This is a genomic window from Corynebacterium sp. NML130628 (assembly GCF_001875665.1).
Taxonomy (GTDB): Bacteria; Actinomycetota; Actinomycetes; order Mycobacteriales; family Mycobacteriaceae; genus Corynebacterium.
This window is the reverse complement of the sequence record NZ_MLAL01000017.1, coordinates 47,354-62,692: the sequence shown is the minus strand read 5'-3', so window position 1 is coordinate 62,692 and position 15,339 is coordinate 47,354. Positions and strand designations below refer to the sequence as shown.

The window sequence follows — 15,339 nt, the reverse complement described above, 5'->3', positions numbered from 1 at the left end:
TTCCCTCACCAACCATTGGCGACCTGGGTAAACGCCACGTCGCCACCCCGAAAAGCAGGAATTTGGTGCACACCCTAGTGCAGTACGCACCAAATTACATCACAACGGAACTACTATTCTTTGTCTCGAAAGCCCCGGAACGATCCCTGCACTACGAAAGTAGGAGTACATCGCCGGGGTTATTGATTTTGTGATTGATACACTGCGGGGCATGGATAAACGCACACTCCGCATGTGGATCCCAAACCAGCACGGCGCGTGGGCAATGGCGCTCACCCCCGCCATTGTGGGGACCCTCGGCGTCGCGTTCGGCGCAGAACACTTCCCGGTGGCGATCGTGTGGTTGTTGATTGCGTGGTTCATCGGCTACTGCGCGTTCTTCACTTTTGGGCAGGCAGCGCGGGCGCGCACCTTGGAGCGTCGTCGCCAGTACATGCCGCCGGTACTCACCTACGGAGCGATCTCCCTAGTCGCGGTGACGATCGTGGTCGTGCAGGACCCGTCGGTGCTCGAGTGGGCGTGGTGCTACGCGCCGTTGGTCGGCATTGCGGTGTGGGAAACACTGCAACGCAGGCCGCGCTCGCTGGCCAGTGGCGCGGCGACGACGGTCGCCTCCGCACTGTTGGTCGCGGTGATCGCGCACCTGGCCGGATTGTCGACTGGCTGGTCCAGCCCGGCGATCGTCGCGACGACATTTTTGGCGCTCTACTTCACCGGGACAGTCCCGCTGGTCAAGACGATGGTGCGCGACCGCGGCAGCACCGCCATGTTGGCGTTCAGTATCGGCTACCACGTGGCGGCAATCGTGGTGATGGTCGTATATGCCCTCCTTGTTGGCTTCGGTTGGTGGATGGTTGCGGTACTGGTTTTGGCGCTGGCCCGCGCACTGTACTTCCCACTGAGCGCGCGTCGCGGGAAGCGGTGGACCGCCAAGGACATCGGCAAGGCGGAGATCCTGCCGTGTGTCCTGGCGGCGCTCGCGGCACTTGGAGTACTGCTCACCGGCTAGACCGATGGCTAGAGCGGCGCCTGACCAGGTAAGCGCTCGCTATTTCACCGATAACCATCATGCCTTTTATCGGCGAGAATCCTAGGGTCCTGGGTAAAGTTCGCGGTCGATTCCTACTGCTACATCTGGACTTAGTCGCACCCCACGCACCCATGAGCCACGTGCCTCGCACTGTTCCCTCTGCTCATAGTAAGTAACGCTCTTGGAAGAAAACCCTGACAACAGCGAAGGGCGAGACAGTGTGCTGATTCTTCTCACCCTGCTAACAGTTCCTACAATTGCTATGGTTGATCGTTTCACTTAATAGTGCAAATACGGTCAGGCTGGCTGGCCACTCATTTCTGGGTGAGCAATTATCTTGCGGATTTTGGGCGTTAGACAGCTTCTGGGAAAAGAGTAACTGCATGCTTTAATCCAGTGTTTGCCTTGGCTTCTTCTTGGGCAGTGAGATACGAATTGCTCTGCATAGTCTCGTGAATCCAAGCAATCCGCGGAATGATATTCGTATGCCACATAGGCCTACCCTGCCCATCGGTGCATTCTGGGTTAAATCCACCGGCAGTATGCACTGCGTAGAGAGTATCGTTTTTATAAATAGGCGCGCCTGAATCTCCGCCACAGGATCGAGATGCCGTCAGCGACTTCCCCTTGAAAAGACCTGTGTACGTAACATTGCCAAAGTTCAAGGAGTCTACATTTGCGACAATGACTGTTGATGCCGAAGAAGCATAATCATGAGGCTGCCCGTAACCAGTCAGCACAGCTTGATCCCCCACCTGCAACGGCACGGTCGCCAAGGCAAAAGCATCGGCATCAATCCCGTCACCGACTTTGATAAGCGCAACATCCTCAGTAGAAGACTTGATATAAATGGCAGCGATACCTGCTACTTCGCCATCTGATTGGCGGAGAAAACCATCCATAAACGGTGAATTGGATACACAGTGATGCGCGGTCAACCAGAAATTGTCCCCAACATAACTTGCAGTACATTCACGCCGAACACGTTGGTGCTGCGAGTCATCCAAACTCGGAGTTACCGACCACAAAGCCGCAATACGATTATCATTCACCGGCACAGTACTGCTTGCCCGCAATGACACAACGCCATTATCTGCAGCGGCGGCTACTGAAGAGCAAGCCGCGAGCACAGTAAATGCACAGGCTAGCAAAGAACAACCGAGCCTCATCATCTTCATGACTACTGTCACCCCACGTGGTTGAAACGAAGAATTTTTTCAGTTCACCAGCGTAGTCTGCCACCAGGCGATATACTGCCCGAATAGAACAACTCCCTATCCCCCTCCCCTAAAGGAGCATAATGAAAGCCCGCTCACGCAAACTATTTGCTTTTGTTTCAACAACCTTATTAATCAGTGCGGTACACGACACCGCAACCGCACAATCACCGTTTCCTGGATCGTCGATCTACAGTGATCAACAATCAAAAATTCACACATCCAAAACTCCGACTACCGAAAACCCCTCTTCCCCTTCCGCTCCCCACAACACGACTTCACCACAAGAAATAGATGGCCCCTTTGCCCAGTGGGGTATTCCAACCCCTCCAGGAGCAGAGGGATATGAAGTCAATCAAGCCACAGATGACGAGCTCAACCCACAAGGCCTGGAACAGTGGCGTCCAACCACAAACCCCAACAGTGAAATCATTACTGGTCAAATGCGCTCCGACCGAGAAGAAGTTCCCGCTGGTATCGACAAGAGCGAGGCCGACAACGCAGAAATACGAGAAGCGCACCTTGCCGACCCTGATACTCCAACACTGAACGCTCGGCCAGGGTGCGCAGTCTACTGGCCCGCCCCCTTTGAAGTATGCGGTCTAATAAAAGAAAAATACGACCAGGTAGGCGGACCAACCAGCTTCCTTCTTCTGCCAAAATCTCACGAACTGACCAATCCTGACGGAATAGGAAAACGCTCTGAGTTTGCCAATGGATTCATCTACTGGCACCCCAAAACAGGAGCACATACAGTCAGTCTCCCAGCAGCAAAAGTCTGGGCACGCCACGGTTGGGAACGGGGCTTCCTTGGCTATCCCACCACCAGCGATATGGACTTAGGAAACCAGTGGTTTCGACAAGACTTCCAAGGCGGACACGTCTACACCCACAACGCATTGCCGGCAACTCAGGCCAGCATCCAAGGCGCAATCTACGACAAGTGGGAATCTATGGGCGCTCAACACAGCGAACTGGGCTACCCCATCAGCGATGAACTCACCACCCCCGACGGGATTGGTCGCTACAACGTATTCGAAGGCGGCATGATCTACTGGACACCACAGCACGGAGCACATTCAATTAAAGGGGGAACGGGCGCAATTTGGATAGCGTCTGGATTCGAAAAAAGCAACTGGGGTTACCCCACCACCGACATATATCTTGACGCGAATGCCGACGTTAAACAGGAGTTTTCGCGAGGAGAGATAAATATTTCGGACCTTTTTAAGGGAACCGAAACCACGCTCATTAATGGGAAGCATATCAGTAATAAGTACCTGGAATTGATGGAGACAACACTAGGGATAGTCACCACATTCCCAGATCTGTCGGAAATCGAAGACTATCCCGCGCTTCAGGCTAGTCAAAACTGGTTTCCTCCACAGAACTCAATTTGGCGACGGGGCTTCCGTAACTGGTACGTAAATTCTCCGGTGTTAATCCCGGATACCTATGTATACGACACTTCCCATAAACAGAAAACGCTGCATGATTTTTGCTCTTACTCTAGAGATCTATGGGGAGATAACTCCATCGCCAACAGAGCAGATACCATTGCAGACTTTCGTGGCCCCTGCGCCAAACATGACATGTGTTACGACCGGGTTAACGAGTATGAAACTAGAGTCGTCACTTGCGATCCGAAACTTCATCAGAACCTCCTACAAACCTGCAACTCTACCTATTCGGAACGAGATAAAGTCACGAACCGAGGATGTATTTCGACAGCGGACTATATGTACGCTGCAGTAAAGCACTTTCAAAAACACAAACACAAACACACAAACCGGTAAGGCAGAGAGTTATGAGCAGCTACAGACCCTTATTCCTCGCAAAATGGTGTGGCATTCCCTTTATCGAGATCGCTCTTTTGCTCACCATGTTCGCAGTTGACCATTTCTCCGAATCAGACGTCGAATTTTTTTATGTGATAGTTTTATTGTCTTTTCTCGGCCTGCTGCCTCTCAGTTTGGTTCCGATCAGGTTTTTCTTCGTCGACATTTTATTTGTCTTGCTGGGGGTTGCTGGATACCTCATCATCCAGTATTCTGGCGAAACTGCGGGCGTTGGGCTGGGTTGGATTTGTATGCTTCTCCTAGGACTAGGAGTAGGTGGAGTGTGTTGTCTCATTCGGAGGGTATTAGCCATCACGCTCCTGTGCCGTTAAGCGAAAACGCGTAGACGCTCATGACGTACGCCAAGGACATCGGCAAGGCGGAGGTTGCTCAAGAAAGACGTCGCACCGCACCTACAAGACCCCGTGGCCGGGTGACCCTCGTGTCAATATCCAAAACGCGAAAGGCAAGGCCAAGCCATATCAAGTGAACCAAGTTCTCGAAGCGATTGAGAAACTGGGCACGCAGAAAAATGCATCGGAGTAGTCAGCATGGACATCAATAAGTACACCTATCAAGTCTCCTGGTCGGAAGAAGATCAGGAGTACGTGGCGACCGTGGCTGAGTTCCCCTCATTGTCGTGGCTGGATGCGGATCGACACCAGGCTGAGCGCGGTTTGATTGATCTTGTGACTGAGGTTGTCGAAGACATGGAGGTCTCCGGCGAGGTGGTTCCTGTGCCATTAGGTAGTCGTAACTATTCGGGGAAGTTCAATGTACGCACACTCCGTCGCTGCATCGGCGGTTGGTTATCGCCGCTAAAACAGAGGGGATTTCTCTCAACGCACTAGTCAATCAAAAACTCGCGTCCGTCTAACTGGTGCACAGCACAGAAGACCATCGCGATGTGCCCTGTAGGGGCAAGCCACGCACAGAGCACACGCGCACTGAGATACTCACGACGAGACGGCACTCGCGGCACTACACCGGACCGGCGCGCGCTTTCTGCACGGCCCGGCCGACGCGCACGCTGACCTGCACGTCCGACTCGTCGACTTCGCACGTTTCGACGCTTCCACCGTTGGCTTGAGCGGTGTCGTTGGCGGCGGAGCAGGCATCGATACCTTGGTAGAGGGCGGTGGCCGCGGCGACGGCTGCGAGGTCGGCGGCGACGCGCACCCGGTGGGCGTTCGCCACTCCGGAGACCACCGCCGCGACCGCAATCGCCAGCGCGGTCACCGCGGCGATGATGCCCGCCGTGGTGACTGACGCGGAGCCTTCCTCATTTCGGAGTTGACCAAGCATGGCTAGCCCCCGAACTCGGTCGGGAAGACGGCGGTGGCCTCCATGCCGCGCACGCGGGCGGTCACGGTGACCATGCCACCGCGTTCCTGGGTGCTCACGCGCCCGACGGGAGGGTCGTAGTCCAGGCCGATCGCGTGCGCGCGGGCGGCCGCCCCGGCGATGTCCACCGCCGAGATGTAGGCGCCCATCGCGGCGAGCGCCGCAACGATCGCACTGGCGACGACCACCAGGGCGCTCAGGGAGAGCGCTGCCTCGATGGTATTCATGGGCTAGCCCGGCTTGTTGGTCAGTGCGTCGGTGATTACGCCTTCGATGGCGTCGGAGACGCCGTTGCTGGTGACCACCATGTAGAGCACCCCGGCAAGGGCGGCGGCCGCCAATGTGCCAAATGCGTACTCGATGGTGGACAAGCCCTCATCGTTGGCGAGTTTCACCTGCATATGAACAACAATGCGGGCAGCGACAGCGTGGATAAAGTTCGTAGACATTTCATTCTCCTAAATGGTTATGATTGGTGTTTTACAACAGGGTTTGGCCCAGGCTGACCACCACGGGTGCCAGGCCGAGGACGAAGAACGCCGGCAGGAAGAAGGCGGTCAGCGGGAGTGCGATGAGCACCCCGGCGCGCTCGGCGCGGGCGGTGGCGTGGTCGGCGGCGTCCGCGGTCAGGCTGACCGCGATGCGCTCGCAACCCGCGGCGAGGGTGGCGCCAGTGGCGTTGGACAGAGCCACCAGGTGCGCGAGCTCCTCACCGCCCGGCACTGTGTGCAGTTCCGCCCAGGCGCGCGCCGGGTCGGCCCCGAGCGCGCTGAGCGCTGCCACGGTGTGCCAGGGGCTTGGGCCCTCGCTGTGAGTGTCGGCCACTGCGCCCGCGGCAGCTGCAACCGGCAGCCCGGCGCGGCAGCACGCCGCGAAGAGCCGGATGTCGGTTGCGCTCCTGCCGGGGCTTGGCAGCGGCCCGTCCCGCGGGGTTTTCGGTGCCCGGGGCACGTCGCGCCCCACCCTGTCGCGCGGGCTGTGCCCGGCGACGGCCATCGCGCCAGCGATACACAAAGCGGTAACAAACGTACTCATTGGGTTGCCCTTTCGATGATGTGTTGTGACGTACAGAAACCGGCCCCCACCAGCGCAGTGCCGACGATGAGTAGCACCCCGCCCAGGTTGGTTCCGGACAAAAAGTGCAGCGGGCGCGCCCCCATCGCGGCACCCATCCCGATCCCGGCCAGCGGGAGCAGGGAGAGCACCACCGCGCTCGTTTTCGGCCCGGCCAGCGCCGCAGTGGTGGCGGCGCGGTGGCGCAGCGCAGCGTCGATCTCCTCGCGGGCGGCGGTGACCAGGGAGGCGATCGGCACGCCGCGTTGCACCCCGACCCGCCACAGCGCTTCCACGCGGGACAGCTCCGGGGTGCGCAGGCCTGCAGCGTCGCCGGTGCGCAGCACGTGGCAGAACAGGGAGGCGTCGGCACGAAGGTCGGTGGGGGTGGTGTCGGGGAGTTGGTCGGTGGCGCGCAGCGTGGCGTCGAGAAGCGAGGAACCGGCCTGCAGGCTAGCGCTGATGTGGCCGAGGAACTGCGACGCCGCCTCCTGGCGCCGCACCAACGCCTGCCCGGAGCGGCGTCGCGAATAGGCGTAGAGCGCCGTCGCCCCGGCGAGCGCCACCGCGATGACCACCGCCGCACGATCCGTCACGATGACAAGCAGCGCCACCGCGAGCGCCACCGGCGGCACCCACCCCCACGACACCACGTGCGGGCGAATCCGGCGCGCAGGCACCCCTCCCGTCCAGGCCACACAGGCCGCGAATGCGAACAGGTACGTCATGGCCGCTGCCAAATCACTCGCGTGGTCACCGGGTTGCCCTCCAGGGTGCCGACCTGGTGCAGGACGCGGCGGCCGTCGGGGCGACGCTGCATCACAATCACCGTGTCCAGCGCCGGCGCCAACTGCGCGTGTAGGGCGTCGCGCCCCATCCCGCCGAGCGCGGCAAGCGCCTCAAACCGCGCCGGGACCTCCTCAATCGCATTGGCGTGCAACGTGCCAGCGCCACCCTCGTGGCCAGTATTCAGGGCCGCAAGCAGGTCCGTCACCTCCGCCCCGCGGATCTCCCCCACCACGATCCGGTCCGGGCGCATCCGCAGCGACTGCCGCACCAGGTCCGCAATCGTGACCTGGCCCGCACCCTCCGTGTTCACCGCCCGCGTATTCAGGTTCAGCACGTGCGGGTGGTTCGGGGTCAGCTCCAGAGTGTCCTCAATCGCCACGATCCGCTCGTGCGGGGCCACCTCCGCGAGCATCGCGGAGAGCAACGTCGTCTTGCCCGACCCGGTCCCGCCCACGATGACGAATGCGCGCCGGGCCCGCACGATTTCGCGGAGCATCTCGGCGCGCTCCTCGTCCATCGTGCCGCTGGCCACCAGCTCGTCGAAGGTCGCGGTGGTGGTGCGCAGTACGCGCAGCGACAGGCACGTGCCCGCCACGGCCGTGGGAGCCAGCACCGCGTGGAAGCGGATAATCGAGCCGTCCGGCCTGCGGAAATGCCCGTCGCAGTAGGGTTGGGCGTCGTCAAGGCGGCGCCCGCAGCGCAGCGCCAGGCGCGTGGCCAGGCGACGCACGGACTCCTCGGAGTCGAAGCGGATCTCGCTGCGCTCCAGGCCGTGCCCGCGGTCCACGAACACGCGGTCGGGGGCGTTGACGCAGATATCGGTCACCTCGCCGCCGGCGAGCAGCGGCTCCAGGGGCCCGGCGCCGGAGGTGTCGTCGCGAAGTTGGCGCATCGCCGCCAGCACGTCCACGTCACTGATGACGACGGCCTCTTCGCGAATCAGCGCCGCAAGCCGGGTGGCGTCGACCTCCCCGGGCTCGTCGGCCATGCGGCGTTGCACACGTAGCAGCAGATCCCGGTCCATGAGGCTCATGAGGCCACCTCCTCGAGCACGGCCTTCGCCGCCTTCGCAAGCCCCGTAGGCAAGCGCGACGGTAGCCCGCGCTGCTCGACGCGCTTCGTCAGCCCGCGGACCTGGCCGATGGTGGCCACCACCCGCGAGCCCGCAATCGCCGCGATCTCGTCCACGCCGATGCCTGCCCACCCGATGTCCCTGACTACCAGCACGTGGCGCAGCCCTGCTCGCTCGCACTCGGCGACCAGCTGCGCCGCCGCAGAGACCGCCCTGACCTGGGGCGCGACCAGGATCGCTACCACGTCAACGCGCGCGGGCAGCTGCGCGCACGGGGCATCCACCACGGTCACCCCGCCGGTGCCGAGCACCTCCACCAGCGCCTCAAGCTCCTCAGCAGCAACGCAAGAGCCCAACCCCGCGCCCGCGACCTCCCTGCTACACGTCATCACCGCCACACCATACGGGGTGGCGGGCAGCGCGCGGCGCACGTCCTCGCGGGCGACCGCGCCCTCCCCGATCGCGATCTCGCCCCAGCGCGCGCCGATTTCTTCCTCAATACCGAGCAGCAGGTCCAACCCGCCCGAGTGCGCGTGCCCATCAACCAAAGTCGACGGCGCCGCAGCCCTGGCGCACACCGCCGCGAATGTTGAGGCCCCCACGCCGCCGGACGCGCCCACCACACCAATGACCCGGCCCCTCTCGTGGTCCTTCGGGGTCCGCAGCGCACCGAGCGCGCGCAGCAACTGCCCTGACTGGTCCGGGACGTCGTAGGCGCCGCGCTGCTGGCCGAGCTCGAAACAGTTCGGGCGCCGCAGTACTGCCGGGGGCAGGTGTGTGGCGAAGTGGGCGTCGATAAGTATGGCGAAGGCCTGCTCGCAGCGGCGGGCGACCTCCGCTGGCTCGGCTCCGCTGAGGTCGGTGACAGGCAGACCGGTGGCCGCCGCGAGGTGCATGGCCTCGGGGTGCAGTGCCGCGTCTTTGACGGCGATAGTGATGTTGTGCGTGCTCATGGCCTCGAGCTTCGCCCACATTGCACCGCCGCCACAACGGTGTGTACCGCGCCTGTGGATAACTCCCCCGCGCCCTGAACGTTCAACCTCCTTTTGTGGAGAAAACGCTGCATGGCCCAACACAATCGTGTATGTGGCGTTAGAATGTGCCTCATGGCTTCGAACTCGGCACCGGTAGCGGCGTTTTTTGATCTGGACAAAACGATCATCGCCACCTCGTCCGTGTTCGCGTTCGGCAAAGAGTTCCTGAACAACGGCATGATCACGCGCCAGGAAGCGCTGGACCTCTACCTGACCAAGGCCGCCTACATGCTCGTCGGGCAGAGCAGCGAAAAGATGGACACCACCCGCGACAACCTGGCCAACATGATCACCGGCTGGAGCGTCGAGGATGTCACCGCCGTCACCACCGAAACGATGCACAACGTGATCACCCCGGCGATCTACTCGGAGGCCCGCGAGCTCATCGAGGCGCACCGCAAGCTCGGCCACGACGTCATTATTATCTCGGCGTCGGCAAATATTTTGGTCGCGCCGATTGCGAAAGAGCTGGGCATCGACATGATTGTGGCCAGCGAGGTCGAAGTTGTCGACGGCACCCTGACCGGCCGCATCACCCGCTACCTCAAAGGCGACGCCAAAGCCGAAGCCATCCGCGAATTCGTCGCCGAACACGGCTACGACCTGGAGCGCAGCTATGCCTACTCCGACTCCGCCACCGACATCCCCATGCTGGAGCTGGTGGGCAACCCCGTCGCAGTCAACCCGGACCGGGCGCTGCGCAAGCACGCGCAGGCGGAGGGCTGGGACGTGCAAACGTTCAAAAACCCGGAGCCGCTGATCCAGATTCCGAACGCGAAAGAAGTCGGTATCGGGGCGTCCGTCATCGCGGGCGTGACCGCGTTGGCCGTGGCAGGGACGCTGCTGGCGAAGGCCATCAAGAAGGATAAGTCTGCTTAAGCCCTGAGGGTGTGCGACAAATCCCATCAATGGTTGCTAGGGTTGAGTGCATTCAATAATCGCAGGAAGGTTGAAACTACAGTGAGCAACGAAGGTCTGTACACCAGTGGAACGTCCGCAGTGTCCGCAAAGGTCAACTCGATTCCTTTGCACGACACCGATGTCACCCATCCGGGCAAGGACTCCATCGGTACGTTGATTTCGAACGCCTCCGAGCAGGTATCCACCCTGGTTCGCGGCGAGATTGAGCTGGCGAAGGCCGAGGTCATCGGCGAGGCGAAGAAGGGCGCCGTCGGCGGCGGTCTCCTGGGCGTCGCGGGTGTCATCGCCCTGTACTCCACGTTCTTCCTCTTCTTCGCGATCGCCGAGATGCTGTCCATCTGGGTGGACCGCGGTTGGGCGTTTCTGATCGTCTTCGCCATCATGATCGCCCTGGCGGGCATCCTGGCGCTGGTCGGCGTGAAGAGCCTGAAGAAGATCCGCGCCCCAAAGAAGACCATCGACTCCGTCAACGAGCTGAAGAATCTGCGCCCAGGCCAGGCACAGAAGAACCTTGCGAAGGACAGCTCGGGGCTCTACACCGCCTCGAACTAAGGCGTGCCACACTTTTCGACGTCCCCTTCGGCCATCGACCTACCTGGCCCATTCACCCACGAGTGGTTGCACACTCGTGGGTTACGCCTGCATGCGGCCGTCGCGGGCGACCCTACGAACCCTCTGCTGTTGCTGCTGCACAGCGCGTTCGGCGGCTGGTATGACTACCGCCACCGCATCGCCGACTTTGCCGATTCCGGCTACCACGTCGCGGCCCTCGACCTGCGTGGCTGCGGCCTGTCCGACAAGCCGGTGCGCCGCAGCGGCGACACCCTCTTGCTGCACGCCGGCGATATCAAGGGCGCGATCCACACGCTGGGGCACACCTCCGCGGAAGTGATCAGCGCTGGTGCCTCCACCGTGATCACGAACACGCTGCGGGAGCGTTCCCCGCAGCTGGTCACGCGGCACACGCCACGCCCGTGGACGGGCAGCAAAGCCGCCTTCTTGCCGACGGCCCTCTACCGCAACGTCCCGGCCCTCTTCGACCAACTGTGGCTGCGCGACCTGCTGCGCAATCAGCCCGAGAACGCTACCGCCGACCTCCTCCGGCTGCGTCAAGATGGCAACCACATCACCAACGCCTTGCCGTACATCATGGAGCTCGCACGCATCGAAGCCCGCATGTAGCACGTGCTCAGAAGCTAGCGCCCGACGCAGGCCCCCGTCCCAACCTGCTCCCGCAGTCTTGTGATCTCGCCTGTGCGCTCCAGGATCTGGTGCGCCGCCAGCACGTAGCCGGTCTCCGTGGCGTCCACAGAGGCGCCGAACACCATGCCCGCCACCGCGCCGGATGGGGTGAGCATCGGCCCGCCGGAGTTGCCCTGGCGGATGTTGCCGCGGATGGTGTACACCTGGCGCTGCACGTGACGCTTCGCGTAAATATCCGGGCCGGACAGGCTGACCTGGCTACGGACCCGAACCGGCATCGCCTCGAACGGGCCGGACTCCGGGAAGCCCATCACCAGGGCGCTGTCGCCGGTGCGCAGCGTCCCCTCAGCCCAGCGCAGCGGCGCGATCCCCAGCGCCTCCGCGTGCAGCACCGCGATGTCCGCCTCCGAGTCGTACAGCACCACCTTGGCCTTCTTCACCCCAAGCACCGTGTCCAGGGACACCGTCTCCGTCCCCGCCACGACGTGCGCGTTGGTGAGCACGTAGCCATCCTCAATCACGAAGCCGGAGCCCATCAGCCGCCTGCTGCAGGACTCCGCGTCCCCCATCACGTGCACTACGGAGGCGCGCGCGGCGTCGACAAGCTCGGGGCGCGCAACCGACGGGTCCGGGGCGTCGACCTCCGCATGCCCATCCGAGGCAAACGGCGAAATCAGCGGCGGCAGCCCCGAATCCGCCAGCACCGCCGCCACCTGCGCCGGCAACTGCTTCCCCGCAGCCGGCATCGCGGCATCAATCCTCGTCAACACCCGCGAGCTCTGCAGGTACTTCGCGCTCTCCCCCGGTAACGACGCCGCCAACGGCATACACACGCACCACACCAACACCACCGCCACGGCCCCCTGGAACAGGGCGCCAAACAGCGAATCGACACGCTGCGCCGACTTCCTGCGGAACCTGTCATGCATCCAGTCACCCACCGTCGAGCCCGCGAAAGACCCCAAGCAGACCACCAGCACAACCGCCACAATCAGCACCACAACGCGCACCAACTGTGCATCCGCCCGCTCAATGAGCGGCGGCAGCCCCACCACCGCAAGCGTCAAACCAGCCACGATGCCCAGCGCTGACAGCACCGCCGAAAACGCGCCACGCCGCCAACCACTGACACAGGCGGCGAGCACAATGAAGAGGATGAGGGCGTCGATAAGCACTAGAGACCCACCGCCGCCTCAAGCTCCTCAAGCGAACCGAACTCCTTCGGGAACAGCCCGACCTGCTGCCCATCACGCAGCACCAACGTCAACGGCACCACGGCAGGCAACCCCAACGCGCCCGCAAACGCATTCTCACCATCCTGAAAACTCGGCACATCGACGCCCACATCCCCCAACAACGCCGCCCCATTCGCAGCGTTGCCATCCGCATGCACCCCCACCACACGCACGTCCGGGTGCGCCTTCGCCAACGCGTCAAACAACGGCAACTCCGCGCGGCAGGGCTCGCACCACCACGCCCACACGTTCACCACCGTCAGGCCAGACTCCGATCCCTGCCCCGTGTCCCCACCCAAACACGGCAACGCGACACCCGCCACAGTCGGACCCGGGCAATCCGGGCGCTGCGCCACCTGCGCCGTCGGTGCGGGCTGGTCGCCCGGCTGCGCAGGTTGGTCAGGGCGCAGCAACTGCCACGCACCTCCGACCACCAGCGCCGTCACCACCACAATCGCGGCAACACTCGCACCCACCGACCTACTCGCACTCACAGCTGCTCCATCTCGCCCTTGACACGTTTCGCGGCCTCAGCAGGATCCGTCGGACCCTCCAGACCAAAGCTGGGACAATCGTACGCGATAGGGCAGACACCACACGCCGGCGACTTCGCATGACACACCCTCCGGCCCTCAAAAATGATCCTGTGGGAAAACATCGTCCACTCTGCAGGCTCAATCAACTCGGCCACAGCATGCTCAATCTTCACCGCATTCGAGCCCAAGGAGGCGTCGATAAGCATGAGCCTGTGCATCAAACGCTGAAAATGCGTATCGACGGTCAGCCCCGGCCTACCGAACGCATTCCCCCGCACAACATGCGCCGTCTTGCGGCCCACCCCCGGCAAACTCACCAAGTCCTCCAGCGCCACCGGCACCTCACCCCCAAAGTCCGACACCAACTTCTGCCCCAACCCAATCAAGTTCGCCGCCTTCGCCCTGAAAAACCCCGTCGGCCGAATAATGCGCTCCACATCCGCCTGCGACGCCGCCGCGTAATCCGCCGCCGTCGGGTAACTCCGGAACAACTCGGGGGTGACCTGATTCACCCGCACATCCGTCGTCTGCGCCGACAACACCGTCGCCACAAGCAACTCCAAAGCGTTGGAAAAATCCAACTCGGCGTGCGCATCCGGAAACGCTTTCGCCAGCGTACGGTTAATCCTCCGCGCCCGACGCTTCCGCGCCAACGGCGACTCCTCCCCCTTCAACACCGGATGCGAACCAGGGACCCGCCGCTGCTGCGGCGTCAACGAACCAGACATGCTTTCTCACCTTAACGGGGTAAGCGATACGATGGGGGCCATGGCAGTACTCTTAGTCGTCGCGATCCCCCTCATTCTCGGTCTGTTCACCGTAGGAATGGAACATCTGGAGTCCGCAGTAGTCGACTAGTGGTACAGTTCACAGTGTGGTGTGACACACGCACACTCCAATAGCAAACGTGACAACTAACACGGGCCTGTCACACCCGTTCACAAGGAGGATTCATGGAAGGCGCACACGAAATTCTCGCCCGCGCGGGCATATTTCAAGGCGTGGATCCCGCGGCCGTCGCAGCACTGATCCAAGACATGGAAACAGTCACCTTCAACCGCGGCACCACCATTTTCGACGAAGGTGAACCCGGCAACCGCCTCTACATCATCATCAACGGCAAAGTGAAGCTCGCCCGCCACGCCCCCGACGGACGCGAAAACCTCCTCTCCGTCATGGGCCCCTCCGACATGTTCGGCGAACTCTCCATCTTCGACCCAGGCCCACGCACCTCCTCCGCAGTGTGCGTCACCGAAGTCACCGCGGCCACCATGGACTCCATGCTGCTGAAGAAGTGGATCGACAACCACCCGGAAATCTCCCAGCAGCTCCTGCGCGTCCTGGCCCGCCGCCTGCGCCGCACCAACGCGTCCCTCGCCGACCTCATCTTCACCGACGTCCCCGGCCGCGTCGCCAAAACGCTACTCCAGCTGGCGAACCGCTTCGGCTCCCAAGAAGGTGGCGTCCTGCGCGTCAACCACGACCTCACCCAAGAGGAAATCGCCCAGCTTGTCGGCGCGTCCCGCGAAACCGTCAACAAAGCCTTGGCGACCTTCGCCCACCGCGACTGGATCCGCCTCGAAGGCAAGTCCGTGGTCATCGTGAACACAGAGCACCTCGCCCGCCGCGCGCGCTAGACTGCTTTTGCCTGCTATTTGTGAACCCCCGGGCCTTCCCCGGGGGCTTTCTTCTGCCTGTTTGGCGTATCGGTTGGGGCGAGGGCAGGCGGGCTAGACACCAAATTCCTTTACGCAGAGGTCGCGACCTGGGGAAACGCGGGGTTGCCCTCCCGAAATCCTGGAATTTGGTGCAGTCCCAGGAGTAGCACGCACCAAATTCCAGCCCAAACCTCCGGCGACCTGAGCTTTTGCAAACCCGCCCTCCTGAAATCCAGGAATTTGGTGCAGCCCCCCTCCGAAGTCGGTATGGAACCCCAAATAGTTCCCCACCACACAAGGCGCTGTCTTCTGCCCGTTGGGGGTAGGCGGGCCAGACACCAAATTCCTTTGCGCCGGGGTTGCGACCTGGGGAAACGCGGGGTTGCCCTCCCGAAAAGCAGGAATTTGG

Annotated in this window: 17 protein-coding genes and 2 pseudogenes; 8 read left to right on the top strand and 11 right to left on the bottom strand. The window is 62.0% G+C overall.

Annotated features, from left to right (window positions below; translation table 11 throughout):
- Positions 1–211: 211 nt before the first annotated feature.
- A complete protein-coding gene (locus BJP07_RS05370; RefSeq protein WP_071566462.1) occupies positions 212–1,009 on the top strand; it encodes a YwiC-like family protein in 798 nt (265 codons plus the stop codon).
- A gap of 374 nt (positions 1,010–1,383) precedes the next feature.
- Here BJP07_RS05370 and BJP07_RS05365 read toward each other — a convergent pair whose 3' ends face one another.
- Complete coding sequence (locus tag BJP07_RS05365) at positions 1,384–2,082, bottom strand: trypsin-like serine protease (protein WP_071566461.1); 699 nt, start codon at positions 2,080–2,082, stop codon at positions 1,384–1,386.
- Positions 2,083–2,330: 248 nt separating this feature from the next.
- Here BJP07_RS05365 and BJP07_RS05360 point away from each other — a divergent pair, with 248 nt between their 5' ends.
- From BJP07_RS05360 to BJP07_RS05350, 3 genes and pseudogenes are all read left to right on the top strand, one after another.
- Positions 2,331–4,043 (top strand): LGFP repeat-containing protein, encoded by a 1,713-nt coding sequence (locus BJP07_RS05360; RefSeq protein ID WP_083584102.1) that lies wholly within the window; start codon positions 2,331–2,333, stop codon positions 4,041–4,043.
- A gap of 432 nt (positions 4,044–4,475) precedes the next feature.
- Positions 4,476–4,631 (top strand): annotated as a pseudogene (locus tag BJP07_RS11465) (toxin HicA); the annotation flags it as partial.
- A gap of 5 nt (positions 4,632–4,636) precedes the next feature.
- Positions 4,637–4,962, top strand: a pseudogene (locus BJP07_RS05350) (type II toxin-antitoxin system HicB family antitoxin).
- A 104-nt stretch (positions 4,963–5,066) separates the two neighbouring features.
- On the opposite strand, the gene BJP07_RS05345 reads toward BJP07_RS05350, so the two are convergent.
- The 7 genes from BJP07_RS05345 to BJP07_RS05315 form a co-directional block, all read right to left on the bottom strand.
- Entirely contained in the window at positions 5,067–5,390 is a 324-nt protein-coding gene (locus BJP07_RS05345) for an Rv3654c family TadE-like protein (protein WP_071566458.1), read from the bottom strand.
- Positions 5,391–5,392: 2 nt separating this feature from the next.
- Complete coding sequence (locus BJP07_RS05340; RefSeq protein WP_071566457.1) at positions 5,393–5,656, bottom strand: hypothetical protein; 264 nt, start codon at positions 5,654–5,656, stop codon at positions 5,393–5,395.
- Positions 5,657–5,659: 3 nt separating this feature from the next.
- Positions 5,660–5,830 carry a DUF4244 domain-containing protein gene (locus BJP07_RS05335; RefSeq protein WP_083584108.1) on the bottom strand — a complete coding sequence of 57 codons (171 nt, stop codon included), beginning with the start codon at positions 5,828–5,830 and terminating at the stop codon, positions 5,660–5,662.
- A gap of 79 nt (positions 5,831–5,909) precedes the next feature.
- Positions 5,910–6,464: a type II secretion system F family protein gene (locus tag BJP07_RS05330; RefSeq protein WP_071566455.1), complete on the bottom strand. Its 555-nt coding sequence runs from the start codon at positions 6,462–6,464 to the stop codon at positions 5,910–5,912.
- Positions 6,461–7,210, bottom strand: a complete 750-nt coding sequence (locus BJP07_RS05325; RefSeq protein ID WP_071566454.1) for a type II secretion system F family protein — start codon at positions 7,208–7,210, stop codon at positions 6,461–6,463. Before BJP07_RS05325 ends, BJP07_RS05330 begins: the two co-directional genes overlap by 4 nt.
- Positions 7,207–8,295: a TadA family conjugal transfer-associated ATPase gene (locus tag BJP07_RS05320; protein ID WP_071566475.1), complete on the bottom strand. Its 1,089-nt coding sequence runs from the start codon at positions 8,293–8,295 to the stop codon at positions 7,207–7,209. The genes BJP07_RS05325 and BJP07_RS05320 overlap by 4 nt, the downstream gene beginning before the upstream one ends.
- 5 nt (positions 8,296–8,300) lie before the next feature.
- The gene (locus tag BJP07_RS05315) at positions 8,301–9,296 is read right to left on the bottom strand and encodes a hypothetical protein (protein ID WP_255365928.1); all 996 of its coding nucleotides are present in this window, start codon (positions 9,294–9,296) and stop codon (positions 8,301–8,303) included.
- Between the two features lie 153 nt (positions 9,297–9,449).
- Between BJP07_RS05315 and BJP07_RS05310 the strand changes: the two genes are divergently transcribed.
- The 3 genes from BJP07_RS05310 (at position 9,450) to BJP07_RS05300 (ending at position 11,480) form a co-directional block, all read left to right on the top strand.
- Entirely contained in the window at positions 9,450–10,256 is an 807-nt protein-coding gene (locus BJP07_RS05310) for an HAD family phosphatase (RefSeq protein WP_071566453.1), read from the top strand.
- An 81-nt stretch (positions 10,257–10,337) separates the two neighbouring features.
- Positions 10,338–10,850: a phage holin family protein gene (locus BJP07_RS05305; protein ID WP_071566452.1), complete on the top strand. Its 513-nt coding sequence runs from the start codon at positions 10,338–10,340 to the stop codon at positions 10,848–10,850.
- A gap of 3 nt (positions 10,851–10,853) precedes the next feature.
- Positions 10,854–11,480: an alpha/beta fold hydrolase gene (locus BJP07_RS05300; protein ID WP_071566451.1), complete on the top strand. Its 627-nt coding sequence runs from the start codon at positions 10,854–10,856 to the stop codon at positions 11,478–11,480.
- Positions 11,481–11,494: 14 nt separating this feature from the next.
- Here the strand turns inward: BJP07_RS05300 and BJP07_RS05295 are convergent, their stop codons facing one another.
- The 3 genes from BJP07_RS05295 to nth are packed head-to-tail and all read right to left on the bottom strand — an operon-like array spanning position 11,495 to position 14,000.
- Positions 11,495–12,676 carry a MarP family serine protease gene (locus tag BJP07_RS05295; protein ID WP_071566450.1) on the bottom strand — a complete coding sequence of 394 codons (1,182 nt, stop codon included), beginning with the start codon at positions 12,674–12,676 and terminating at the stop codon, positions 11,495–11,497.
- Positions 12,676–13,230, bottom strand: a complete 555-nt coding sequence (locus BJP07_RS05290) for a TlpA disulfide reductase family protein (RefSeq protein WP_071566449.1) — start codon at positions 13,228–13,230, stop codon at positions 12,676–12,678. Before BJP07_RS05290 ends, BJP07_RS05295 begins: the two co-directional genes overlap by 1 nt.
- Entirely contained in the window at positions 13,227–14,000 is a 774-nt protein-coding gene (gene nth, locus BJP07_RS05285) for an endonuclease III (protein ID WP_071566448.1), read from the bottom strand. Before nth ends, BJP07_RS05290 begins: the two co-directional genes overlap by 4 nt.
- A 225-nt stretch (positions 14,001–14,225) precedes the next feature.
- Between nth and glxR the strand changes: the two genes are divergently transcribed.
- Entirely contained in the window at positions 14,226–14,909 is a 684-nt protein-coding gene (gene glxR / locus BJP07_RS05280; RefSeq protein ID WP_071566447.1) for a CRP-like cAMP-activated global transcriptional regulator GlxR, read from the top strand.
- The last annotated feature ends 430 nt before the right edge of the window (positions 14,910–15,339 follow it).

Coding starts and splice junctions, on each gene's coding strand:
- BJP07_RS05330 (WP_071566455.1), bottom strand. CDS start 6,464: ATGAGTACGTTTGTTACCGCTTTGTGTATCGCTGGCGCGATGGCCGTC.
- BJP07_RS05335 (WP_083584108.1), bottom strand. CDS start 5,830: ATGCAGGTGAAACTCGCCAACGATGAGGGCTTGTCCACCATCGAGTAC.
- BJP07_RS05345 (WP_071566458.1), bottom strand. CDS start 5,390: ATGCTTGGTCAACTCCGAAATGAGGAAGGCTCCGCGTCAGTCACCACG.
- BJP07_RS05320 (WP_071566475.1), bottom strand. CDS start 8,295: ATGGACCGGGATCTGCTGCTACGTGTGCAACGCCGCATGGCCGACGAG.
- BJP07_RS05310 (WP_071566453.1), top strand. CDS start 9,450: ATGGCTTCGAACTCGGCACCGGTAGCGGCGTTTTTTGATCTGGACAAA.
- BJP07_RS05315 (WP_255365928.1), bottom strand. CDS start 9,296: ATGAGCACGCACAACATCACTATCGCCGTCAAAGACGCGGCACTGCAC.
- glxR (WP_071566447.1), top strand. CDS start 14,226: ATGGAAGGCGCACACGAAATTCTCGCCCGCGCGGGCATATTTCAAGGC.
- BJP07_RS05360 (WP_083584102.1), top strand. CDS start 2,331: ATGAAAGCCCGCTCACGCAAACTATTTGCTTTTGTTTCAACAACCTTA.
- BJP07_RS05370 (WP_071566462.1), top strand. CDS start 212: ATGGATAAACGCACACTCCGCATGTGGATCCCAAACCAGCACGGCGCG.
- BJP07_RS05325 (WP_071566454.1), bottom strand. CDS start 7,210: ATGACGTACCTGTTCGCATTCGCGGCCTGTGTGGCCTGGACGGGAGGG.
- BJP07_RS05340 (WP_071566457.1), bottom strand. CDS start 5,656: ATGAATACCATCGAGGCAGCGCTCTCCCTGAGCGCCCTGGTGGTCGTC.
- nth (WP_071566448.1), bottom strand. CDS start 14,000: ATGTCTGGTTCGTTGACGCCGCAGCAGCGGCGGGTCCCTGGTTCGCAT.